Origin of the sequence: Xenorhabdus sp. PB61.4 (assembly GCF_963894935.1) — a bacterium.
Classification (GTDB): domain Bacteria; phylum Pseudomonadota; class Gammaproteobacteria; order Enterobacterales; family Enterobacteriaceae; genus Xenorhabdus; species Xenorhabdus stockiae.
Map to the genome: position 1 here is coordinate 24317 of NZ_CAWQJR010000144.1, position 24097 is coordinate 48413.

Sequence of the window (24097 nt, forward strand, 5' to 3'; positions counted from 1 at the left end):
CGGCTTTAACTTACTCACTCAGAGAGAAATTATTTTCAGAATATCGCCTGAGCCTGTTCCTGCCGCTGTTCAATAGCCGGAGTTTCCTGCCCAAAGCCACGTAAACCAACAACATGCACATGTTCCTGATTATTAAAGATCTTACGTACTAATTTATACGTAGTTCCTTTCTCCGGACTGATATTTTCCGGTGCGGCAATAATCAGCTGCATCTGTAAACGTTCACATAACTCAAACAGTGTGGCGATAGACTTCGCATCCAGACGAGCTGCCTCATCAAGGAATAACAAACGACATGGGGAAATATCTTTGCCACGCAGACGACGAGATTCCTCTTCCCAGCTCTGCACAACCATAACCAGAATCGACATCCCTGTACCAATGGCCTCACCGGTGGAAAGCGCTCCACTTTCCGCTTTTAGCCAGCCATCTGAGCCACGATTCACCTCAACGTCTAATTCAAGGTAATTACGATAATCCAGTAATTCTTCACCAATTGTCTGAGGTAAACGCTGCCCCATATCAATTTGTGGATTTAAGCGCTGATAAAGTTTGGCCATTGCTTCTGAGAAGGTCAGGCGCTGGCTATTAAACAGATCCTGATGTTGTTCCTGCTGTTCAGACAGCACATCCAGTAAAACAGCGTGGCTTTCACGTATATTCACATTCAGGCGTACACCACCGACCTGACCGAAGGAAACCATTTGTAATCCCTGATTCAGCATTCTGATACGGTTCTGTTCACGCTGGATAGTCTTACGGATGATATTAGCCACGCTCTTAGAACTGATCGCCAGTTTTTGCTCACGTGCCGTTAACTCTTCAGTTAAACGCGCTAGCTCGATTTCCATCTGCTCAATCGCATCAACCGGATCATCAGTACGAATAATATCCTGCCGGATCCGCTCACGCAGATGCTGATAAACAGCCACAAAGAACTGTATCTTACGCTCAGGACGTTTTGGATCTTCAGACAAACGCAACGCATCACGTAAATGTTCATTATCTGCTACGGCAAGACGCAGTGCACCCAGCGCCTTATCCGACATTGAACGTAGTGCATCAGCATCCATGTAAGCCAGTTCACGGCGATGAAGACGGCGTTCAACGCCATTATCTTTCACCATCCGCATCACTGCACACCAACCCGCTTTAGAGGATACGACCTGCTCACGTTTCTGATAATAATCACGTTCTGATTTGCGCAGTTTTTTCTGGAGGTTTTCCATTTCCGCCTCACAGAATGCGATCTGCTTCTCAAGCTGATTGACTCGGGAACGATTGGCCTGTACTGCGGCATGAAGCTGATCACGGCGTTCACGGGCACGATTTTCCGCATTAGCGTCAGCCTGTACACCTATATCTTTCATCTCCTGTTCAAGTTCTTTCAACATATCCTGCTTGGTGTCATAAGAACTCTTCAGGGAAGCCAGTACCTGACTGAACTGAGCGCTTTGTGATTGCTGCTGGCGAAGTTGTTCACGGGCGCGTCTGCGGTCAGATTCCGCGTGTTCAAGGCGCTGACGCAATTTATCGTTCAGGTCACTATTTTCGCTGAGCATTCCGGCTGAATCGCTGTAACTGAAATGCACGCGGCGCTGTACAACTTCAGTCAGGGCAAAAGCCTGTTGTTTGGCTTTGATTTGACTGTGTTTCGCCATTTCATAATCCCGCTGCAATTGCTCATGCTGGCGAGGATCACTTTGTAAAACGGATACCATCGGTTCAAGTTTATGCAGGGTATTACCGTGCTGTTGCAGGAAACGAGCCGCATCCTGTGCTTCACTCATTTCTTCACGTACAGCTTCCACCCGATCAATCAGGGCTTCATCCAGCAAAATCGTAATTTGTGGGATCAACCGATTGAGTACAGACAGGCTCTCTTTTACCTGAGCCAGTTTTTGTTGATTCTGTTGTGTGTGGGACTCAAATTGTGACAGTTCTCGCTCCAGCTCTGTTCTCCGATGATTCAGAGTACGGATTTCCAGTTCCGGATCGCTATCAAATGCCACCGACAAGTGTTTACCGACAAAACGGCTGAAAGCCTGATGTGCACGCTGGATTTTCTGCACATCAAATGAAAGTGTTGCATAGCGCTCTGCCAGCGTATCACGCTCCAGACTGAGCGCTTCCAGACGATTTTCCCTTGCCGCCCGTCCGAATAGAGGGACTTCAGGATAGCGAGAATAACGCCACTGACGATCAGAAGATTTAACCAGAACAGCATTTTCCTGCTCTTCAAAATCAAACACGCTGTCATCAAACGATTGTGGATCTCCTTCGATCAGGTAGAGATCTTCCGGGCAATCCTCCAATGCTTCCAGATGTGGGCGTACCAAGGAAAGATCCGGGACAACAATCGCATGACGTGCTGAGCCATAGAGCGCAGAGAAATAAGGTGCATCATCAATGGTGATGTCGTCATAAATTTCTGACAACAACACGCCACCGAAACGCTCCGCCAGAGCCAGCAAACGACTGTCTTCCGCTCCACTTGGTTGGCTCAGCCGTTCAATCTGTTTTTCCAGTTCACGTTTCTGTGTCGAGACATTATCACGTTCAACAGTGATTTCACGTTCCTGCTCCAGCAATTGCTGCATATATTCCGTGACATCATTGCTGTTTTCGAAATTTTCACCACTCTGCTCGCAAAGCTGGTCCAGTGTTTCCTGTGCCGCCAGCCAGACTGGCGCACGGGCAGTCAGCGCCTGTATTTTCTGTTTGAGTTGTTCGAGTTCCTGACGCACCTGCATGCGAGATTCACCGCTTTCATTAGCAGTCAGGCTTAATTCTTCCAGCTGAGCTTCTAACTCACCCTGCAACATTTCCAGATCTTCTGGCTGATATTGCTGCTGATGACGCTTACAGAATTCTTCCAGCATGCGTTCTGCATTTTGCTGACTGTTAAGACGCTGTTCCAGCTCAGCCAACTGAATACGTAGCGGTTGAACACGGTCTGACAGATGGCGTTGAGATGACCATTCACGCAATACTTCACGGGCACTGTGCCATGCTTCACTACGGCTGACTTCACCAACAATATTTTTCACCAACTGATAAGCCTGCTCAAACTGACTATGAGCAGCATCAGCCACACTGAGTTTTTGTTCCAGTGCTAACAGGATTTCGGTTGCCTGTTGTTCTTTGGCCTGATAAGTCTCCTGCCATTCATCAGCATTCTCTGCCGATAATTCAGGAAGCTGGCAAAGCTCACGAGCTCGCTCCAGCGCTTGCAGTGCCTGTTGATACTGAATAGCACGGGTCTGCTGAACATCCAGTGCCTGCTGATAATCAGCAAGCTGGCTTTTTAATTCATCAACTTCCTGCTCTGCGGCCTCAGAAGCAACTTCATATTCCGCCTGCATCTCTTTCGCTTCTTCAACGACTTCAGTCTGTTCTTCCAGTCGATAAGTCAGCTCTTCGATATCAGCCTGATAACGATCAATTTTTTCCTGCTGACGCATGGCTGTCTGAACCAGATTCAGATGATCGCTGGCTGCCTGATAATCCATTTCCAGATCAGAAGATGCGCCACTTTGTTCTGTCAGCTCCCGCGCCATTTCTACATGACGGTATTGTTCCGTCACTAACTGCCGCCGACTGCCAAACAATTCACTGCGCAAAGCCAGCGCTTCATCCAGATGAACGCGACGTTCATTGGCATGGCGCATATAGTCAGCAGAAACATAAGCTGTCGCTTCGGTAATGAGGTGCTTAAACAGGTCACGGTCAGATTGAGTGACGCGGATAGCTTCCAGTGTGATACGGTTTTCACGCAGAGCAGCTTCCATATCCTGGAATGCTTTCCTGACGCCGCTATTTTCTGGTAATAGGTAATCACGCAATGAACGTGTAATCGCGCTGGAAATACCGCCGTACAACGATGCTTCTATCAGGCGATAAAACTTGCTGCGATCACTGGCAGAGCGTAGGCGTTTCGGGATCACCCCCAAATCAAACATCAGGGCATGGTAATCAGTGATGGAATTAAATTGTTTGAACTGAACACCATCCATTTCTTCGACGCGCTCTTTCAGTTCATTCAGTGGCAGAACCCGCGCCTGACGTTCGTTGATGTTTTCAGTCAATAGTTGTGTTGGCTGTATTGAAGCAGGTACACCCTGAATCATAAAGGGCTTGATATCAACTTTTCGGTCTCGCCCTGCGATTTGTTGTAAGCGTACACCAGCAATAATTCTCTGATGGCGGGAATTGACCACATCCAGCGTAGAATAACAGACACCTGCCCGCAGTTTACCGTGCAGACCTTTATCACGGGAGCCACTGGTTGCCCCTGCTTCCGTTGTATTACGGAAATGCAGTAGTGTTAAATCCGGAATTAATGCGGTGACAAATGCCGCCATCGTTGTGGATTTACCTGCGCCGTTACCCCCGGATAAAGTCGTTACCAGTTCATCAAGATCAAATGTTCTGGCAAAAAAACCGTTCCAGTTAACGAGTGTCAGTGAGCGAAATTTACCGCGTTCAATCATGACTGTTCATCCTCCGCACCTGCTGCTGAATCTGTTGGTGCTTCTTCGTGTTCATTACCTTCCTGCGATAAACTGCTCTCCACTGGCATTGCTTCTCCATCACGGATCATCCGTAACTGAGCTTCACGTGGATCATCACCGCTACGTACATCTGCACCGAAACGAAATACCGCTTCGGTAATCATAAATTTATTGCTGTCATTTTGTAGGAAATAGGCCATCCCCAAACGACGCAGGCGGTTCAGAGAAGTGCGTACTTTTTCCTGTAATTTTTGTTTATCCAAATCTGAACCGGTTGAACGCTGATTCACCAATTTCATCAGTCTGTTTTCATCAGCCAGTGACAACAGCTCTTCATGCAGTTCCTGAAAGGTGAATATCCCCTGATTAGATAAGCGCTCCGGGCTGAGATAGAGGTAACACAGAATTTTCCCCACCATCATGTCCAGCTCAGATAAAACAGAGCGGGAGATCAGCGTATTTGAACGCGGCCGCAGGTAGAAAAAACCTTCTGGTGCACGGATCAATTCGACGTTATAACGCGAGTAAAATGTTTCCAGCTCTTCCTGAAAATCCATCAGAAAAGCATGATTATCAAGATCATCCATTCCAATATGACGCCCTGAACGAAGCTGGCTGTCTAATTCTGGAAAAAGTGTGTTGGATAATGCCTGAGCCAGTTTAACTGGCATAAATTGTTCAATATGTGTCGATGACATGTGCCTGCACCTTGGCTCCGTAATCATTAATCGCTAACCATTCCGCTGGCAACCCAGAGAAATCTGCTTCTGCAACGCCCAGTCGTACTGCCTGATCCACCAGAATACGTGCAACATCAAAATGACGTTTGTGTGGATATTTGGCCAGGTAATCACGCAATACTGCGCCCAAATCCAGAGGGAGTTTAGCCTGTTGGTAAATTGCCAGTGCCTGTTCTACCATTTCCGCCAGTTGCTCGTGAATTTCATTAAATTCTTCGTATTCCATTTCTGGTGGCAATTCACCCATGACTTCTTCATTGCGTAATGTCAGTTCTTCATCACGCATATCCAGCAGACGCTCTGCACTGGCAACATTCAGCACCCACGGGTTATCAAAGTAATTCTGGATAGACTGGCGAAGACGCTGAGCAAAAATGCGGTTCTTATCCATATCAATCGCTGTTCGGATGAACTTGTGAACATGTCGGTCGTAACCGATCCAGAGATCGATGGATTGCTGCCCCCAGCTAATAATGCGGTCGAGTTTATTTTGTAGATCAAAAACCAGCTTATCCACCAGTTCAGAACCGCCACTCATCATATTGGCATCCTGGATCCGCAGCAGATTAGCCTGTAATTTATCGCCCGCTGCCTCCAGAGTATCCTGAAGCTCCCGCAGAGTTCCGGAGGTTTCAGACAATAATTGCTCACAATTCGCTATAGCAGCTTGCCAGTCCTGATTGAGCAAGGCGGCAATATCTGCTTTTACACTGTTTTGCTGCTCATCCATGATGCGCTGTGACAGATCAATACTGTCAAAAATTTCAGCCACCGAATATTTAAGAGGTGCAAATACATTGCGATGCCAGTGAAATTCATCACCACCTTCTTCAGCCGCTTCGGCCGCACGATGTAGTTCATTGGCAACAATGGAAAGCTGCATAGAAAGACGCAACGTGGAAAATTCACGCTGACGGATATAGTAGTCACTAATGCCAATGCCTAATGGGGTCAAACGATAGATAGCGCTACCATCCGCCAGTTCACTGGTAAAACGGTTAAGTAGCTTTTGCCTTACCATATCGTTAATTGCATTATTTGCCCTGACCGCCACGGCTTCTGAAGTCTGCTCAAAACCTTTACAGACTTCCCGGAAAGCATCAATCAGCTCTCCTTCGCTCATTTCGCCATCAAGACGTTCATTATTCAGTACGGCAATTGCCATTAAAAAAGCCAACCGTTCCGGTGGCAACGAAATGGAAAAATCATTCTTTCTGGCCCAGGACACAAGTTCAGGAACAGTCTGGGAATATTCACTCATAATTCGCTCTTTAAGGTAGGCTTGCGTGCCGTCACATGAATATAGCGCCCAAGGCTAATATAAGGCTCTTGTCTACAATAACGCTGTTCAAGCTCAAGCAGCGCCGGAAAATCTGTATTTTGCAATTGGCGGCTTTGCAGGTAGTCGTGAAAGACCCTGACTCCGGTTTTACCCACTATTTCCATATTAAGTTCAGTGAGCCATTGATATACCTGTTCAGGTATTAATGGATTCTGTGGCGATAGGGAACGTTTCCGGCGACGCTGAATATTTGGCGTTGCTAAATGAAAATTACCCAGAATGGCATTGCGCATAACCAGCCCATTAGCATTATAAAACATTAATGAGAGTGCACCACCGGGCGTAATAATATCACCCAATATTTCTATCACATCTTTTTGATCGGTGATCCATTCCAATACCGCATGGAACAGGATTAGATCAACAGGCTGAGTAATATGTTGGTGAATATCCTGTACCGGGCTCTGAATAAACTGCATCTGCTGAAGAACTCCCCTCTCTTCAGCGTTGCTTTTTGCCCGTTGGATCATTTCTTCGGAAAGGTCACATAATATAACCTGATGACCTAATTCAGCGAGCTGACAGGCCATATTCCCTTCACCGCCCCCTGCATCCAAAATACGCAAAGATCGTTGAGGCAAATGATTCAGCAATTCTTCGATATCCTGCCAGACAACGGCCTGTCTGATTTTACCTTTGGTGGTGCCGTAAATATTACGCGAAAATTTGTCTGCAATATCATCGAAATTGCGATCCCGCATGAAAAAACGCCTCATTAATAAACTAAGCTTTATGTATCTATTGAGTATTTATAGAGTCTATCGAGTAGAGATAGTGTCTAGTGCTATTTTTACTACCGTTATTCTGGCACAGTAATCGGTAAATTCACTACTTTTACCCTTGAATTTACCCCTGTGCGGTGATAATTCAATCAGATTAAGGCCAGTTAATGCTATTTCTGCTAAAAAAATACGTTGGTGCGCTATTAATGCCGCTCCCTTTAATCATTTTAATCGCTTTCGTCGCTTTATTCCTGCTGTGGTTTACCCGATGGCAAAAAACAGGGAAAACAATTCTTTCACTAAGCTGGCTTACCCTGCTTTTATTGAGTTTACAGCCTGTTGCAGATAACTTACTACTCCCTGTCGAAGGAAAATATACTCAACGTTACGAGCCAGATGCGATACACGCACCTGCGGTAAAATACATTGTTGTTCTTGGCGGCGGCTTCACTTATAACCCCAAATGGGCACCCAGTGCCAACCTTATCAGCAATAGCCTGCCCAGAGTAACCGAAGGTATCCGCTTATACCGTCTTAACCCCGGCGCTAAAATGATTTTTACCGGTGGTAAGGGGGTTAATTCAATCAGCAGTGCTGAAATCGCGGCTATGGTAGCACAATCACTGGGGGTTCCTGTAGCTGACACGATAGCATTAAAAAATCCGCTGGATACAGAGGAAGAAGCAGCCGAAGTCGAAAAGGTTATTGGTCAGCAACCTTTTATTCTGGTTACATCCGCAAACCATATGGCCCGCTCACTGAAATTCTTTGAACAACGTGGTATGCACCCTATTCCCGGCCCGGCAAATCAGCTGGCAGTAACAACACCACTGTATAACTGGGAAAAATATATTCCGTCACCCCATTATTTTTCTCACACGGAGCGGGCATGGTATGAAACGCTGGGTAGTATCTGGCAGGCAATTAAACCTTCCGGTACAGATAAAGGTGAAAAGAGTGAAAGTGGGAATTAATGATACGGTTTTTTTGCTGAGTAGCCGAGAAAAATTAGGCGAATTTAATCGCCTAATTGCTATTACTCTGCTTTGTTATTTTTTATATCAGGCCACAAACGTTTTTCTGACTGCTTCCAAATCTTCCGGGGTGTCGACTCCAGCGCCCGGAGCCTGTAATGCCTTCGCTACATGAATTTTTTCCCCATACCAAAGTACTCGTAGTTGTTCGAGCATTTCGATATTTTCCAGTGGGCTTGGTTCCCACTGCACATAGCGGCGTATAAACCCAGCTCTGTATGCATAAATCCCAATATGACGCAGGAAATTATCCCCGATAGTCTCTTTGGACTGCATAAAACGATCCCGCTCCCACGGAATAGTTGCACGAGAAAAATAGAGAGCATAACCCTGTGCATCCATGACCACTTTTACGGCATTCGGATTAAATGCTTCTTCTGCATTCTGGATCTGAACGGCGAGGGTTGCCATACCTGCATCACTCCCAGCCAGATTATCAGCAACCTGCTTGATGATTTGCTCAGGAATAAGTGGCTCATCACCCTGAACATTGACAATAATTTCATCATCAGAGAATTGGTATTTATCAATAACCTCTGCCAGACGCTCTGTGCCTGAATGATGATTTTCACTGGTCATACAGGCTTCACCACCCGCAGCAGTGACTGCATCAAAAACAGCCTGATTATCTGTGGCTACAATCACGCGACCAGCACCGGAACGGATAGCACGCTCCATAACCCGCACAATCATCGGCTTACCATGAATATCAGCCAACGGCTTTCCGGGCAGGCGGGATGAAGCAAAACGTGCGGGGATAATGACTGTAAACATAAATTATTTCTTTTCCTCTGTTGGTAAAGCACGTGCTTCATGCTCCAGCAGCACAGGAATACCATCACGGAAAGGAAAAGCGAGACGGTCAATTTTACAAATCAGCTCAAAATTTTCTTTATCGTAACTGAGTTTGCCATGACATACCGGACAAGCGATGATTTCGAGTAAACGGTGATCCATACATCCCCCAAATGACGGGTTTTTGAAGTTTAATGTGGCTCAGAATACCACAAGCGATGTATCACCGTTAACTCTGTTGTTTTATTTAATATTTGCCTGACGTTACGGCGTTACCGGCAATATTCTGAACTTCATGAAATAAAAGACACAAATCCGAGAATAACTGCCGTTATGTTTTGCCCTTGATCGGCTGAGGGATTAAGGCACAAATTTCATCCAGCAATTTTTTCCCCTGAACTTCCGGCAAGTAAGCTGATACCGGTAAATACCACCAATTATCCTGCGCAAACCGGCCACATTTGACAGCATCTTTTTCTGTCATCAGTAAATTCTGCCCAGTATTGGTTAAAGCTAATAGCTGTACCTTTTCATAAGCCTGATGATCAGCAAATGCATGTGTCGCCTGCAAATCTACGCCTAATTGCTGCAATGCAGCAAAAAAACGAGGTGGATGACCAATACCCGCCATTGCAACTGCATCCGGAATGCCGCTGACTTTCCGCTTTTCTCCGGTCAGGAGATTAACGGCAATTTCTCCTTTTAACGTCATCGGTAATTCACCAGTTTCTGCTGTTCCACCGTTAACGATAATGGTATTTACAGTATTTAATCGCCCTGAAAGCTCCCGCATCGGCCCTGCCGGTAACCAATAGCCATTACCAAAACGGCGTGTACCATCAATTACAACGATTTCATAATCACGCCGCAAAGCATAATGTTGAAGGCCATCATCTGTGATAACAATATCAAGGGAAGAATGCTTCAATAGTTTTTTGACTGCATCAATGCGTTTTGGCGCAACTGCAACTGGGGCACCTGTGCGACGATGAATTAAAACCGGCTCATCACCTGCCTGACCAGTAGTTACCTCATCCGTTACCAGCAAAGGGTAATGTTCAGACTTCCCACCATAACCACGGGAAACAACACCTACCCGATAACCTTTCTGCTGTAAATGTTCCACCAGCCAGATAACTACCGGTGTTTTTCCATTGCCTCCGGCAGTTAAATTACCGACGACGACAACAGGAACGGAAGCTTTCCATGAACGGAATAATCCTGACTTATAGCCCAGCTTACGTAAGCCACTAACCAGCCCATAAAGGGCTGATAGTGGTAATAACAGGATATAGAGCCATGAACGACCCGACCAAATGCGCTCAATCATAGGCCAAACTGCATTCGATGAAGCTGAGCATATGCGCCATTTTTCTCCAACAGAACGTTATGATTGCCTCTCTCGATAATATTGCCATCTTCAATGACAATAATTTCATCAGCACTTTCAATCGTAGAAAGACGGTGTGCAATTACCAGAGAAGTTCTGTTTTTCTGCAATTCATCCAGTGCAGCCTGAATCGCGCGTTCAGATTCCGTATCCAGTGCCGAAGTTGCCTCATCCAAAATCAAGATAGGAGAATCACGCAGTAAAGCACGGGCAATGGCAATGCGCTGGCGTTGGCCACCAGAAAGCAGGACGCCATTCTCACCAATCATAGTATCAAGGCCGTTATCCAGTTTCTTGATAAAGTCCATTGCGTAAGCCATTTCTGCCGCACGTTCAATTTCTTCACGGCTGAACTGGCCTTCGCTGGCATAAGCTATATTGTTAGCCACGGTATCATTGAACAAATGTACGTTTTGCGATACCAGTGCTATCTGATTACGTAAAGAAGGTAATGTATACTCACGTAAATCATGACCATCCAGCGAAATACTCCCTTCACTGACGTCATAAAAACGGGTCAGGAGATTGGCAATTGTTGATTTACCCGAACCAGAACGCCCGACCAAAGCAATAGTTTTACCTGCCGGAATTTCCATAGAAATATTTTTCAGAGCAGGACTCTCTTTGGTTGGATAACAGAAAGTCACATCACGGAATTCAAGATCACCTTTCGCTTTTTTAATTTCACGCTTTCCGTCATCTTTTTCCTGCTCCATATCCAGAATAGTAAATAACGTCTGGCAGGCTGCCATACCACGCTGGAATTGTGCATTAACGTTAGTCAGTGATTTCAGTGGACGCATTAAAGCAATCATGGATGAGAATACAACTGTAATTTTACCCGCAGTCAGTGCACCCATAATTTCAGGAAAGCTGGCAGCGTACAGGATAAATGCCAGAGCAAATGAAGCGATAAGCTGGATAATAGGATCTGAAACAGAATCAGCGGAAACCATTTTCATTCCCTGCTGACGCATATGATTACTGACTTTATTAAAGCGCTGTGTTTCAACTTTCTGACCGCCAAAGATTAAAACTTCTTTGTGACCTTTCAGCATTTGTTCTGCGCTGGTTGTCACCATTCCCATACTGTTTTGCATATTTTTACTGATACGACGAAAACGTACAGAAACCAGACGAATAACTCCCGCAACAATCGGAGCAATAACAATCAGGATCAAAGATAGCTCCCAACTGTAATAAAACATCAGTGCAAAAAGGCCGATAATTGATGCCCCTTCCCTGACAACAGTCACCAGCGCACCGGAGGAAGAAGATGCAACCTGCTCTGAATCATAGGTAATACGGGAAAGTAGCGTCCCCGTAGATTGCTGGTCAAAAAAAGCGACTGGCATGCCCATCATATGGTTGAACAAACGACGGCGCATCTGCATCACAACTTTACCGGAAACCCAGGAGATACAATAACTTGATACAAACCCAGATATGCCACGCATAAGCATCAGCCCGATAACCACCAGTGGCATCCATTTCAATACACTCATGTCTGCCTTGCCAAATCCTTCATCAAGTAAAGGCTTTAACAAAGAAAGCATCAATGTATCACCGGCAGCATTTATAACTAGCGCAACCGCCGCAACTAACAATCCGGCCTTAAATGGTGTGATGATCGGCCATAGTCGGCGAAAGGTCTGCCAGGTAGAAAGGTCTTTATCATTCATTATTGAGTTACCAAAACCAAAAGAAATAGCGGCTTATTCTACTCATGATCACCGCGAATACCAAACCACTGATGATACCACCGTGACATTAACTGTTGTCGGTATCCTTCTAATTTAATGTGATCATGATAAACATAACCGGTAATCTGGCCTGAAACTGCCGTGCTATTCCATTGAATTCCGGAATTTTTATAGCGGTCCTTTACTTTTATTGAAGGCAGTTTCCAGGGGCTGTAGCGAGCGACGGAAGTTAAAGCATATTCAGGCCTGACCCTACGTATAAATGCCGCTGTAGAGGAAGTATTACTCCCATGATGGGGAACCTGTAAGACAGTCGAATTAAGATTTTCCTTTTCAAGCCCGATCAACTGATATTCTGCCTGTTTCTCCAAATCACCTGTCAATAATAAACTATACTTGCCATCATCAATGCGGATAACACAAGATTGATTATTACCCACATTTTCTGCCTTTTCCGGTGGCCAGATAACCCGGAAAGTTAATCCCTGCCATACCCATTGTTCACCACGAACACAGGGTAAATTCTCTGATTTACTGGAAGGGCTGCGAATATGAATATCCGGATTTTTTTTATGCAGGTACTCCACTCCTCCCGTATGATCCAGATGATCATGGCTCAGAATAATTTGTTCAGGTGTTAGTTGATGCCAACGCAGGTAAGGCTGGATAACTTTTTCCGCCATACTCCCCGTCTCCCAGCGGTTTCCTGTATCGAATAAAATCGCCTTTCCTCCTTTATCAATAACAATAGCCAAACCATGACCAACATCCAACATGGAAAAGCGCCATAGGTATTCATCATCATGCTTAAAATAACAGAGCGTCATTCCGGCAAAAGCAAATAACAGCCCGATATATGATTTCCACCAGCCAAAACGCCAGATAACAACGGACATCCAGCCAGAAAAAGTAATGAAGAAAGGAATATGGCCTGTTTCAGTCCATGAATGGACAAACGCAGGCAAGGGCATCAAAGCAAACGAGATAGTGTAATCAACCAATTGCCAGAAAAATGGCTGAATAAACTGGCTAAAAGGTAATAAAACGCTCAATAATATCAACATAATCAGCGGAACTGTCAGAAAAGAGATTATCGGGACAGCCCATAAATTCGCGATTAATGATGCAATATTGATCCCCTGAAATAGCAAGAGTTGTAACGGCATTAACATAAGCATCATTCCCAATTGCATATGTAATCCACGCAACCAGACCCAGCGCCATCCATAACGGATCCTTTCGGGCAAAGGCATCCAATGAAACCAGAATAACAGTGCCACGACTGCAAAAAATGAAAGCCAAAAACTGTCAGAAAGGATTGCCAATGGGTCAAAAAGCAAAATCAGCGCAGCACTCCATAAAACCCACTGCCATGAAAAACAAAAATGATTCTTGCAACGTAAATAAATCCAGACTGTTAACCCTAACATCGCTCGGATAGCCGGAAGACCCCAGCCTGAAAGCCATCCATATAGCATTGCAATTAACCATCCGACAAGAAGCGGGAAACGAAATCCAACCCACGATGCGGGAAGCAAGAACTGAATTCCTCTGGCAAAAGCCCAGCCAAATAAACTCGCTATCGCAACATGTAACCCAGAAATCGCCATCAAATGCGCAATTCCCGTTTGTTGTAACAATAGCCGAGTTTGTTTCTCCAGCCATGCTCTTTCGCCAAATGTAAGTGCGAGAGCAATACCCGAATTTTTCAGAGAGTGTATTTCCGAGGTCAGTTTATAGATTAACCTCTGTCTTACACTACAAGTATCATCCAATAAATGCGCTTTAATAATTTTGCCATTAAGCGGCTGACGGATTGATAATGCATAACGTTGGCTATCATAACTTCCTTGATTTAATTGGGCATGAACAGCTCTGAGTTTCATTGTGACCAGCCATTTTTGGCCTGCACAAAGTGGTGTGGGAAAATTTTGCGGTATTGAAGGATCCCATAAAACTGAGGCATATAAAGCAGGAAAAATATATTTTCCATCACTCTCAATTAACCTGACCCTATAACGCGGTTTCTCATCTCTATTTGTTTCATTTAATGAAACGCTGTCAACCATAATAGTTGCAGATCTTGTCACATCGCTAAAATAGATTATTTGATCCAGAATTTGGTGACCATTCCAACATCCCCAAAGTAATCCCCATAATATCAGCGAAATAAGTCGGCCTAATTTATAAGAAATCAGCCATAAAACAATTGCGGCTACGGATAAGAGCAATATTTCTCGTGGTTGAGGTAATTCTGGCAGTAATAAAAGAGGGAGCATTCCCAATACAACAGTTATAGCTGCTTGGTTTAGGCTAATAATAGATAATGGTTTTCTCCAGATAGAAAAAAGTGGAGAAAAAAGAAACTGAAGAGCCTGCTGCATCCGTATCTGTCCCTGCATTTAAATTCCATTTATGCAGAAAAGACTATTCGATGGTAGACAATACAGCCAGTCAGATAAAGTTTATTTTAGAAACACTTCGCAAGTTAATTTCAAATGAAAGAACATACATGAAGAAGTTGAGAGAATAATCGCAAAAACAAAAAATAATAAAAAAGAACGGCACCCTAAGGTGCCGTAGCAATTAAGTAATAACTTTTATCTTAGCTGTCGCCATAGATATTCACGCGGTCGCGTAATTCTTTACCTGGCTTAAAGTGAGGAACGTATTTACCGTCCAATTCGACTTTATCACCTGTTTTTGGATTACGACCCACACGCGGAGCTCGGTAGTGAAGAGAAAAGCTGCCGAACCCGCGAACTTCAATACGTTCACCGGAGGCCAGTGTTTCTGCCATATGATCAAGCATTTCTTTCACTGCATCTTCAACGGCTTTAGCCGGCATATGAGATTGTTGCTCAGCAAGTCTTTCAATTAATTCAGACTTGGTCATGGTACCTCCCTAAACTACCGTGTTCGGGTAATATTATCGTAACCGAAAATATTACCCGCCGTTATTGACTTAGATTATTCGCCTTTAGCTGCTTTGAAAGCTTCAGCCATTGCGTTGTTAGCAAAGTTTGCGTCTTCTTGCTTGTTCACAGAAGCGATAGCGTCTTTTTCATCAGCTTCGTCTTTCGCACGAACAGACAGGTTGATTACGCGGTTTTTGCGATCAACACCAACGTATTTAGCTTCAACTGCATCGCCAACGTTCAGAACTTGAGTTGCATCTTCAACGCGGTCACGAGAAGCTTCTGATGCACGCAGGTAACCTTCAACACCGTCAGCTAATTCAACTGTAGCACCTTTTGCATCAACAGCAGTTACTTTACCGTTAACAATAGCACCTTTCTTGTTTACAGACAGGTAGTTATTGAATGGGTCTTCTGCCAGTTGCTTGACGCCCAGAGAGATACGCTCACGCTCTGCATCTACTTGCAGAACTACAGCAGCAATTTCGTCGCCTTTTTTGTATTCACGAACTGCTTCTTCGCCTGCAACGTTCCAGGAGATGTCAGACAGGTGAACCAGACCGTCGATGCCGCCGTCCAGACCGATGAAGATACCGAAGTCAGTGATTGACTTGATTTTACCTTCAACACGATCATTTTTGTTGTGAGTTTCAGCAAATTGCTGCCAAGGGTTGGATTTACACTGTTTCAGACCCAGGGAGATACGACGACGTTCTTCATCGATATCCAGAACCATAACTTCCACAACATCACCAACGTTAACAACTTTGGATGGGTGGATGTTTTTGTTAGTCCAGTCCATTTCTGAAACGTGTACCAGACCTTCAACGCCTTCTTCGATTTCAACGAAGCAGCCGTAGTCAGTCAGATTAGTTACGCGACCAGTCAGTCGAGTACTTTCTGGGTAACGCTTAGCGATTGCTACCCATGGATCTTCACCCAGTTGTTTCAGACCCAGAGATACGCGAGTACGCTCACGGTCGAACTTCAGTACTTTAACTGTGATTTCATCGCCCACATTGACGATTTCGCTTGGGTGTTTAACACGCTTCCAAGCCATATCAGTAATGTGCAGCAGGCCATCAACGCCGCCCAGATCAACGAATGCACCGTAGTCAGTCAGGTTCTTAACGATACCTTTAACTTCCATGCCTTCTTGCAGGTTTTCCAGCAGCTGATCACGCTCTGCACTGTTTTCAGATTCGATAACAGCACGACGGGAAACAACTACGTTATTGCGTTTCTGATCCAGCTTGATGACTTTGAACTCAAGCTCTTTGCCTTCAAGGTGAGCAGTATCGCGAACTGGACGAACGTCAACCAGTGAACCTGGCAGGAACGCACGGATGCCGTTCAGTTCTACAGTGAAGCCGCCTTTTACTTTACCGTTGATAATACCAGTAACAGTTTCAGCTTCTTCGTATGCTTTTTCCAGCATCAGCCATGCTTCATGACGTTTCGCTTTTTCACGGGACAGGATAGTCTCACCGAAACCATCTTCTACCGCATCCAGAGCTACGTCGATTTCATCGCCAACCTGGATTTCCAGCTCGCCCTGAGCGTTTTTGAATTGCTCTACAGGAATCGCAGATTCTGATTTCAGACCTGCGTCGACCAATACAACGTCTTTATCGATAGCAACTACAACACCACGTACGATTGCACCTGGACGAGTTTCGATAGTCTGTAGGGATTCTTCAAAGAGTTGAGCAAAAGATTCTGTCATTTTAATGATCTTCAAGGTTTTAAATTAACGTCCATCTAGCATCCGGCCGAATGGGGTTGTTTTACATACCTCGCAACTATTCCCTGTTACAAGGTGTTTTAGTATGCCAGCATATTTCACTACTCACATACCAGAATTCTATATACATCGTCTTGATGTGCCGTTGCAATAGCATTATACGCGAAAATACGCAGATTAAACGGTTAATGCTAATGTATTTCTCGCATAATTTAGTGCCTTATCAATGACTTCTTCGATAGACATACTGGTTGAATCCAGTATTAAGGCATCCTGTGCAGGCACTAACGGCGCAACTGCCCGATTGCGATCGCGGAAATCCCGCTCCTGTATTTCGGACAAAAGGCTTTCAAAGTTAACACTAAAACCATTTTCCTGCAACTGTAACATGCGCCTGCGGGCACGTTCTTCCGCACTGGCGTCAAGAAAAATCTTCACAGGTGCATCAGGAAAAACAACTGTTCCCATATCACGTCCGTCAGCAATCAGACCCGGGAGAAGACGAAATGCCCGCTGCCGGCGAAGTAATGCTTCACGTACACGAGGGAATGTTGCTGTCTGTGAAGCGGTATTACCTACCGCTTCAGTGCGGATTTCATTGCTGACATCTTCACCTTCGAGAATAACCCTGAGCCTGCCGTTTGCAGGGACAAAGCGAACATCCAGATTTGCAGCCAGAGGAACCAGTGCGTCTTCAGACTTGATATCCACCTGATGGTGAATAGCTGCCAGTGCCAGCACACGATAAATGGCTCCTGAGTCAAGTAATTGCCAATTCAATGCCTCAGCCAGTGCCTGGCATAGAGTTCCCTTGCCAGCACCACTCGGACCATCAACGGTTATTACCGGGGCTATTATCGTCATTCATTCTCCTCCTTTTTGCTTTGCATGGCGCTTGTCGGCTCTTTTCTACACAGAACATTTTCCTATACAGAAAACAGGTCACTCACCCAATGCAGAACACTGCTCAATAAGTGAGCAGCAGAAATATGAGCTTATTATACCTACTCGGAGAATGAGTGGAATAAATACATCAACATTAATCAACAATTTTCACTAGGAGTATCACTGATAGATTTAAGTTGCTTAAAATAATCTGGGAATGTCTTGGCAGTACAGCCAGGATCAAGGATCGTCACAGGGGTATCTGAAAGGGCCACTAATGAAAAACACATGGCTACCCGGTGATCATTATAGGTTTCAATTTCAGCATGGTTAAGTTTTGCTGGTGGAACAATGCGAATGTAATCATGCCCTTCTTCTACTTCCGCTCCCACTTTACGCAGTTCTGTTGCCATCGCATTAAGACGATCAGTCTCTTTTACCCGCCAGTTATAGATATTGCGGATAACTGTTTCACCTTTAGCAAACAATGCCGTTGTCGCGATAGTCATGGCCGCATCAGGAATGGCGTTCATATCCATATCGATACCAGTCAGTGTGCCACGTTCACATTCCACAAAATCATCACCCTTGCGTATGATCGCCCCCATCTTTTCCAGAACATCGGCAAATTTTGTATCACCCTGTAAACTGTTTTTACCAATACCTGTAACACGCACGGTTCCGCCTTTAATTGCTGCGGCGGCAAGAAAATACGATGCGGAAGAAGCATCACCCTCAACCAGATAATGCCCGGGAGACTGGTACTTCTGTTGCCCTTTGATCCGAAAAACCTGATAGTGATCGTTTTCTACAATCACCCCGAAACTGTTCATTAATGCCAGCGTAATATCAATGTAAGGTTTAGAAACCAAATCTCCTTTGATATCAATTTCGCTATCATTTAATGCTAAAGGAGCGGCCATCAGTAACGCAGTCAGGAATTGACTGGAAACACTGCCATCGACAGTCACTTTTCCACCTGAGAAACCACCTCTGATTCGCACTGGTGGGTAATTTTCCTGCTCAAGATAGTCAATTTTTGCCCCAGCCTGACATAGAGCATCCACTAAATGACCAATCGGACGCTCTTTCATCCGTGGTTCACCGGTTAACACTACGTCATTATTTCCGAGACACAATGCCGCAGCCAGTGGACGCATCGCTGTTCCTGCATTTCCCAAAAATAGTTCCAGCTCATTTTTATCGGATATGACTCCACCAATACCATCAACCTCACAGGTAGTACGATCTTCAGACAATCGATAAGCAATACCCAGTGCTGTTAACGCATTGAGCATATGGCGAATATCATCACTGTCCAATAAATTGGTCAGGCATGTTGTTCCCTGAGCAAGAGCAGCAAGTAACAGCGCACGATTGGAAACACTTTTAGAACCGGGTAAGTTAATAGTTCCATGAATGTGAGAGATGGGTTGTAACGTCAGGGATTGCATAAACGGCAGGATCTCCGGTTGGTAATTCTTGTATTTTTAATTAGTTATCGATTTAAAAGATTCATATCGGGGGATTCATCCCCCGATAAAGAAAATCATTATGCATTACGGCGTTCAAAATCAGCCATAAACTCAACCAATGCCAGTACCCCTTCATGAGGCATCGCATTATAAATTGAAGCTCTGGCACCTCCGGCGACTTTGTGCCCTTTCAAAGCATGCAAACCATGCGCATAGGCTTCTTCTAAAAACTTACCATCAAGAGCAGGATTAGCTAACTGGAAAGGTACATTCATAATAGAGCGGTTTTGTGGCGCAACACGGTTGATATAAAAATCACTGTTATCAATCGCGTGATACAGAGATTTCGCTTTGGCATGATTGCGTTTTTTGATTTCTTGTAATCCACCCTGCTCTTTCAGCCACTTGAACACCATACCGGAGAGATACCATGCAAATGTTGGTGGTGTGTTATACATAGAATCGTTGTTCACCTGCACGGTGTAATCCAGAATGGATGGCGTGTGCTTATGGGCCTTACCCAATAAATCTTCACGAATAATAACGACGGTAATCCCTGCCGGCCCGATGTTTTTCTGGGCGCCTGCATAAATAACACCATAGCGGCTCACATCAATAGGTGCAGAAAGAATGGTTGAAGAATAATCAGCAACAACAATTTTATCATCACCAAAATCAGGCTCTTCAAAAATAGCAATACCACCAATGGTTTCATTAGGGCAATAATGCACATAGGCCGCATCATTACTCAAATCCCATTCATTCATTGGTTTTACACTTTTAACGCCATCTGTTTCAGTAAGAATATTAATGACATTGGGTGTGCAATATTTTGCAGCTTCTTTAGCTGCACTTTCAGCCCAATAACCGCCAACGATATAGTCTGCTGACGTTTTATCACCAAGTAGATTTAATGGTAGAGCGGAAAACTGACCACGGGCACCACCATGACAGAACAGCACTTTGTAATTTTCAGGTATCGATAATAAATCCCGGAGATCTTTTTCTGCTTCAGACGCAACCGACATAAACTCTTTACTGCGATGACTGATTTCCATAACGGATGTTCCCAGTCCATGCCAGTTACAAAGTTCCTGCTCTGCTCGACGTAATACTTCTGCTGGTAACATGGCTGGACCAGCACTGAAATTATATACCTGACTCATTAACTCCACCCTATCATTACGGATACAATAAAATCGGATGTATTGGTTTTATCACTCCCGCTCTACCTCTGCAATGGTTATTACTAGATTGTTACCAACTAAAGCATAATGGCTACCGGATAATATTGTTTATATATACGTCGTCTTTCAGGTTGCCTCTTTGTTGGCTGCGTTCATTCACCCCAGCCACCGTTTTATCAATATACGGTTATCTGTGCTCCCGGGAATTCTCTCCTTTACCACAGCAACACATCTTGAATACATTGTTTATAGGAAAAAAATTAAGGAATTAAATAAAATACATTCAACTATTATTCTGATTATATAAATCCAGCCTATTTTAATAAAAACATTACTATCAAATTATATGTCACACGGGTTTAAATTAATCATAATAAAACATCTATTAAGCATACTCTTTTAATCTGGAAGCACTTTAAAATAAACCACATGTTTTATTAAGTTAAAATAGAAAATTTCTTTTTTACTCTATATTCAATGAGAAGAAAACGTATTAAAAAAACAGAAAGACGCCTAAAAGCGCCTTTCTGTATATTTAATTCAGGAATTAATATTTAGAAAACATTTCCTGAATTTTTGCTGTGTCAGCAGTCTGAGTCAGAGCCAATTGCAGAAGAACACGAGCTTTCTGCGGGTTCAGGCGTTCTGATGCAACAAAACCGTATTTGCTGTCATTAACTTCAGCATTCTGAGTAGTGAAACCGAAAGGAATACGGCTGGAACGAACAACAACAACACCATCTTTAGCCGCTTGTGACAGAGAGTCCAGAATAGACTTATAGATGTTACCGTTACCAACACCAGCACTGATAATACCTTTATAATCATTCTCTACAAATGCTTTAACCGGCAGATCAGAAGCATTAGAGTAGTTATACACAATACCTACTTTTGGCAGTTCAGTCAGTTTGCTGACATCAAAAACAGCTTTATCTGCTTTCACTGGTGCTGCAGAGTAGTAGTTTACTTTACCGTTATGAATGAAGCCTTGTGGGCCTGCGTTCACTGCCTGGAAAGCCTGAACTTCAGTTGTGCTCAGTTTACCGATGTCACGTCCATGAATTACAGAATCATTCATAGCAAGTAAAACACCACGGCTTGCAGAGTCTTTATCTGACGCTACAACAACAGCATTATAGAGGTTCAATGGGCCATCAGCACCCAGAGCCGTTGATGGACGCATTGCGCCAACCATTACGATAGGTTTATGACACTGAGTGGTCAGATCGAGGAAATAAGCAGTTTCTTCCATGGTATCTGTACCGTGGGTGATGACAAAACCGTCAGTTTTATCACAATCTGCATTGATTTTTTTCGCCAGAGTCAGCCAGACCTGATCGTTCATGTCCTGGGAACCGATGCTAACAACCTGCTCACCTTTCAGATTAGCAATGTTTTTGATAGCAGGAACAGCATTCAGCAATGAATCAACACCGACTTGACCCGCAGTGTAGCTGGATTTAGTTGCAGATTCACCACCACCAGCGATTGTGCCACCCGTTGCCAGAACAGTAATGTTTGGCAGTGCAAATGCAGAACCACTGACTAAAGCCAAAAAGCTGGCTATTGCTGTTTTTTTAATACTTTTCATCATTCAACCTCTTGTAAAAAAAGCTATTCTAGTATGTATTGGACAAATAAATAAACTCTAATTAACAATAATTTTTGGGAATTAAATAGAGGAGACAAAAAAAACGCCGTATGATATGTAACTCTTTACAGAAATCAAAGTGAATAATGATGACGCAGACCTACATTCCAGGCAAAGATGCCGCATTAGAAGACTCTATTAATAATTTCCAACAGAAACTGAGCACACTGGGTTTCAATATTGAAGAAGCCTCATGGCTGAACCCTGTTCCTAATGTCTGGTCAGTACATATCCGCGATCGTGACTGCCCACTCTGTTTTACTAACGGCAAAGGAGCCAGTAAAAAAGCGGCATTGGCCTCTGCGTTAGGTGAATACTTTGAACGTCTATCAACTAACTATTTTTTCGCTGATTTTTATCTTGGTGAAGCCGTAGCTCAGGGCGATTTTGTTCATTATCCGAATGAAAAATGGTTCCCTTTACCGGAAGATGATTCCCTGCCAACCGGGATTCTGGACGAACATCTGCACCGTTTTTACAACCCGGATAATGAACTTTATGCCAGCCAGCTGGTTGATTTACAGTCTGGAAATGAAGAACGAGGGATCTGTGCCCTGCCATTTACCCGCCAGTCTGATAATGAAACCGTCTATATTCCAATGAACATTGTTGGGAACCTGTATGTTTCAAATGGCATGTCAGCCGGTAATACCAAGAATGAAGCCCGTGTTCAGGGGCTGTCCGAGGTATTCGAACGTTATGTGAAAAACCGCATCATCGCAGAATGTATTAGTTTGCCTGAAATCCCGCAAACCGTTATGGATCGCTATCCCGGTGTTGTAGCATCAGTCAATAAATTACAGGAAGAAGGCTTCCCGCTTTATTGCTACGATGCTTCTCTGGGCGGTCAGTTCCCGGTTATCTGTGTTGTTCTATTTAACCCGAATAACGGTACCTGTTTTGCTTCTTTTGGTGCTCACCCTGAATTTGGCGTTGCACTGGAACGTACCGTCACTGAGCTTTTACAGGGCCGCAGCCTGAAAGATCTGGATGTCTTCACAGCACCAACTTTTGATGATGAAGAAGTTTCTGAGCACACTAACCTTGAAACCCATTTCATTGACTCAAGCGGAGCAATCAGCTGGGATCTATTCAAACAAGATGCTGATTACGAATTTGCCGACTGGAATTTCAGTGGTACAACCGAAGAAGAATTCGCAACCCTGATGAGCATTTTCAATACGCTGAGTGCCGAAGTCTATATTGCTGACTATGAGCACCTTGGTGTTTATGCCTGCCGTATTCTGGTACCGGGGATGTCAGATATTTATCCGGTTGAAGATTTGCACATTGCCAATAATACGATGGGAACTCACCTGCGTGATACCATTCTGGCCTTACCGGATAGCCAGTGGCAGCCTGAAGAGTATCTGGCGTTTCTTGAGCAGATAGACGAAGAAGGGCTGGATGATTTTACCCGTGTTCGCGAATTATTGGGCATCGCCTCAGGTAAAGACAATGGCTGGAGCAATTTAAGGATTGGTGAACTGAAATCCATGCTGGCGCTGGCTGGTAATGATCTGGAGCAAGCCCTGATCTGGGTTGAGTGGACACAAGATTTCAACTCTTCTGTCTTCACCGCCGAAAGAGCAAATTATTATCGCTGCCTACATACATTGCTGCTATTAACCCAGGAAGAAGATCGTAACCCAAGCCAGTATTATCAAGCATTTGTCAAAATGTATGGTCAGGATACAGTTGATGCCGCCTCCTCAGCTCTAACTGGTAAAAATTGTTTCTACGGGCTGTGGTCTGTCGATTCAGAATTAAAAGCATTACCCGCTCATCAGGCATTATTAAATGCTTATGAAAAACTACAAAAAGCTAAACGCACTTTTTGGTGTAAATAATCTGAAATATATAAACTGTTAAATTAATGCTTATTAATTAACAAGAGTAAAAATCAGGTTAAATTGAATTTTATTTAAAATAACAAATAAATGACAATTTAACCTGTTATTTTACCTTTCGTCTATTTCACACTAAATTCCTTATAT

Annotated in this window: 17 protein-coding genes; 2 read left to right on the forward strand and 15 right to left on the reverse strand. The window is 44.2% G+C overall.

All coding sequences use genetic code 11. From position 1 onward, the window contains the following. Nucleotides 1-35: 35 nt before the first annotated feature. The 4 genes from mukB to cmoM are packed head-to-tail and all read right to left on the reverse strand — an operon-like array spanning nucleotide 36 to nucleotide 7297. A complete protein-coding gene (gene mukB, locus AACX68_RS07715) occupies nucleotides 36-4493 on the reverse strand; it encodes a chromosome partition protein MukB (protein ID WP_228858717.1) in 4458 nt (1485 codons plus the stop codon). Beyond that, entirely contained in the window at nucleotides 4490-5212 is a 723-nt protein-coding gene (gene mukE, locus AACX68_RS07720) for a chromosome partition protein MukE (RefSeq protein ID WP_099110708.1), read from the reverse strand. The genes mukB and mukE overlap by 4 nt, the downstream gene beginning before the upstream one ends. Next, nucleotides 5193-6515 (reverse strand): chromosome partition protein MukF, encoded by a 1323-nt coding sequence (mukF, locus tag AACX68_RS07725; protein ID WP_228858718.1) that lies wholly within the window; start codon nucleotides 6513-6515, stop codon nucleotides 5193-5195. Before mukF ends, mukE begins: the two co-directional genes overlap by 20 nt. After that, complete coding sequence (cmoM, locus tag AACX68_RS07730) at nucleotides 6512-7297, reverse strand: tRNA uridine 5-oxyacetic acid(34) methyltransferase CmoM (protein ID WP_228858719.1); 786 nt, start codon at nucleotides 7295-7297, stop codon at nucleotides 6512-6514. The genes mukF and cmoM overlap by 4 nt, the downstream gene beginning before the upstream one ends. A gap of 188 nt (nucleotides 7298-7485) precedes the next feature. Here cmoM and elyC point away from each other — a divergent pair, with 188 nt between their 5' ends. Continuing rightward, nucleotides 7486-8292, forward strand: a complete 807-nt coding sequence (gene elyC / locus AACX68_RS07735; protein WP_228858720.1) for an envelope biogenesis factor ElyC — start codon at nucleotides 7486-7488, stop codon at nucleotides 8290-8292. An 87-nt stretch (nucleotides 8293-8379) separates the two neighbouring features. On the opposite strand, the gene kdsB is transcribed toward elyC, so the two are convergent. The 11 genes from kdsB to ansB all read right to left on the reverse strand — a co-directional run bounded on the left by kdsB (nucleotide 8380) and on the right by ansB (nucleotide 22040). Next, nucleotides 8380-9126 carry a 3-deoxy-manno-octulosonate cytidylyltransferase gene (gene kdsB / locus AACX68_RS07740; protein WP_228858721.1) on the reverse strand — a complete coding sequence of 249 codons (747 nt, stop codon included), beginning with the start codon at nucleotides 9124-9126 and terminating at the stop codon, nucleotides 8380-8382. Between the two features lie 3 nt (nucleotides 9127-9129). Further along, nucleotides 9130-9309 carry a Trm112 family protein gene (locus AACX68_RS07745; RefSeq protein ID WP_099110703.1) on the reverse strand — a complete coding sequence of 60 codons (180 nt, stop codon included), beginning with the start codon at nucleotides 9307-9309 and terminating at the stop codon, nucleotides 9130-9132. Between the two features lie 169 nt (nucleotides 9310-9478). Continuing rightward, entirely contained in the window at nucleotides 9479-10477 is a 999-nt protein-coding gene (gene lpxK / locus AACX68_RS07750; RefSeq protein WP_228858722.1) for a tetraacyldisaccharide 4'-kinase, read from the reverse strand. Beyond that, complete coding sequence (gene msbA / locus AACX68_RS07755; protein WP_228858729.1) at nucleotides 10474-12222, reverse strand: lipid A ABC transporter ATP-binding protein/permease MsbA; 1749 nt, start codon at nucleotides 12220-12222, stop codon at nucleotides 10474-10476. The genes lpxK and msbA overlap by 4 nt, the downstream gene beginning before the upstream one ends. 35 nt (nucleotides 12223-12257) lie before the next feature. After that, complete coding sequence (locus tag AACX68_RS07760) at nucleotides 12258-14642, reverse strand: ComEC family protein (protein ID WP_228858723.1); 2385 nt, start codon at nucleotides 14640-14642, stop codon at nucleotides 12258-12260. Between the two features lie 203 nt (nucleotides 14643-14845). Further along, nucleotides 14846-15136, reverse strand: a complete 291-nt coding sequence (gene ihfB / locus AACX68_RS07765) for an integration host factor subunit beta (protein ID WP_099110700.1) — start codon at nucleotides 15134-15136, stop codon at nucleotides 14846-14848. A gap of 74 nt (nucleotides 15137-15210) precedes the next feature. Next, a complete protein-coding gene (rpsA, locus tag AACX68_RS07770; protein WP_228858724.1) occupies nucleotides 15211-16884 on the reverse strand; it encodes a 30S ribosomal protein S1 in 1674 nt (557 codons plus the stop codon). 195 nt (nucleotides 16885-17079) lie between these two features. Further along, a complete protein-coding gene (cmk, locus tag AACX68_RS07775; protein WP_099110698.1) occupies nucleotides 17080-17766 on the reverse strand; it encodes a (d)CMP kinase in 687 nt (228 codons plus the stop codon). Nucleotides 17767-17945: 179 nt separating this feature from the next. After that, the gene (gene aroA, locus AACX68_RS07780) at nucleotides 17946-19241 is read right to left on the reverse strand and encodes a 3-phosphoshikimate 1-carboxyvinyltransferase (RefSeq protein WP_228858725.1); all 1296 of its coding nucleotides are present in this window, start codon (nucleotides 19239-19241) and stop codon (nucleotides 17946-17948) included. Nucleotides 19242-19339: 98 nt separating this feature from the next. Next, nucleotides 19340-20428 carry a 3-phosphoserine/phosphohydroxythreonine transaminase gene (gene serC / locus AACX68_RS07785; protein ID WP_228858726.1) on the reverse strand — a complete coding sequence of 363 codons (1089 nt, stop codon included), beginning with the start codon at nucleotides 20426-20428 and terminating at the stop codon, nucleotides 19340-19342. Between the two features lie 568 nt (nucleotides 20429-20996). Continuing rightward, nucleotides 20997-22040, reverse strand: coding sequence for an L-asparaginase 2 (gene ansB / locus AACX68_RS07790; protein WP_228858730.1), 1044 nt, complete (start codon nucleotides 22038-22040; stop codon nucleotides 20997-20999). A 149-nt stretch (nucleotides 22041-22189) separates the two neighbouring features. On the opposite strand from ansB, the gene ycaO reads away from it, so the two are divergent. Further along, nucleotides 22190-23950: a 30S ribosomal protein S12 methylthiotransferase accessory factor YcaO gene (gene ycaO, locus AACX68_RS07795; protein ID WP_228858727.1), complete on the forward strand. Its 1761-nt coding sequence runs from the start codon at nucleotides 22190-22192 to the stop codon at nucleotides 23948-23950. Nucleotides 23951-24097 lie beyond the last annotated feature (147 nt).

Coding starts and splice junctions, on each gene's coding strand:
- AACX68_RS07760 (WP_228858723.1), bottom strand. CDS start 14,642: ATGCAGGGACAGATACGGATGCAGCAGGCTCTTCAGTTTCTTTTTTCT.
- AACX68_RS07745 (WP_099110703.1), bottom strand. CDS start 9,309: ATGGATCACCGTTTACTCGAAATCATCGCTTGTCCGGTATGTCATGGC.
- mukE (WP_099110708.1), bottom strand. CDS start 5,212: ATGTCATCGACACATATTGAACAATTTATGCCAGTTAAACTGGCTCAG.
- serC (WP_228858726.1), bottom strand. CDS start 20,428: ATGAGTCAGGTATATAATTTCAGTGCTGGTCCAGCCATGTTACCAGCA.
- mukF (WP_228858718.1), bottom strand. CDS start 6,515: ATGAGTGAATATTCCCAGACTGTTCCTGAACTTGTGTCCTGGGCCAGA.
- elyC (WP_228858720.1), top strand. CDS start 7,486: ATGCTATTTCTGCTAAAAAAATACGTTGGTGCGCTATTAATGCCGCTC.
- kdsB (WP_228858721.1), bottom strand. CDS start 9,126: ATGTTTACAGTCATTATCCCCGCACGTTTTGCTTCATCCCGCCTGCCC.
- ansB (WP_228858730.1), bottom strand. CDS start 22,040: ATGAAAAGTATTAAAAAAACAGCAATAGCCAGCTTTTTGGCTTTAGTC.
- aroA (WP_228858725.1), bottom strand. CDS start 19,241: ATGCAATCCCTGACGTTACAACCCATCTCTCACATTCATGGAACTATT.
- mukB (WP_228858717.1), bottom strand. CDS start 4,493: ATGATTGAACGCGGTAAATTTCGCTCACTGACACTCGTTAACTGGAAC.
- cmoM (WP_228858719.1), bottom strand. CDS start 7,297: ATGCGGGATCGCAATTTCGATGATATTGCAGACAAATTTTCGCGTAAT.
- ihfB (WP_099110700.1), bottom strand. CDS start 15,136: ATGACCAAGTCTGAATTAATTGAAAGACTTGCTGAGCAACAATCTCAT.
- ycaO (WP_228858727.1), top strand. CDS start 22,190: ATGACGCAGACCTACATTCCAGGCAAAGATGCCGCATTAGAAGACTCT.
- rpsA (WP_228858724.1), bottom strand. CDS start 16,884: ATGACAGAATCTTTTGCTCAACTCTTTGAAGAATCCCTACAGACTATC.
- cmk (WP_099110698.1), bottom strand. CDS start 17,766: ATGACGATAATAGCCCCGGTAATAACCGTTGATGGTCCGAGTGGTGCT.
- lpxK (WP_228858722.1), bottom strand. CDS start 10,477: ATGATTGAGCGCATTTGGTCGGGTCGTTCATGGCTCTATATCCTGTTA.